Consider the following 236-nt stretch of genomic DNA (forward strand, 5'->3'; position numbering starts at 1 on the left):
CCACAGGGGAACCATACGATTACGAAACCCGATTTCTTCGGCACGACGGCACGTGGAGATGGTTTCAGCTTCGAGGGCTTCCCCTTCGCGACGGTGAAGGCAAGATCATCCGATGGTATGGGCTATTGACGGATATCGACGACCGAAAGCGGGCCGAGGAGAAGCTGCGGAGAAGCGAGGCGTTCCTCGCGGACGCCCAACGCCTCAGCAAAACGGGGAGCTTCTTGCTCAATCTT

Annotated in this window: 1 protein-coding gene; it reads left to right on the plus strand. The window is 58.1% G+C overall.

Annotated features, from left to right (window positions below; translation table 11 throughout):
* Positions 1-236, plus strand: a 236-nt coding sequence (locus SB659_RS20530; RefSeq protein WP_410551775.1) for a PAS domain S-box protein, incomplete at both ends; no start/stop codon positions are given.

This window comes from Arthrobacter sp. SIMBA_036, assembly GCF_046535135.1.
Taxonomy (GTDB): Bacteria; Actinomycetota; Actinomycetes; order Actinomycetales; family Micrococcaceae; genus Arthrobacter.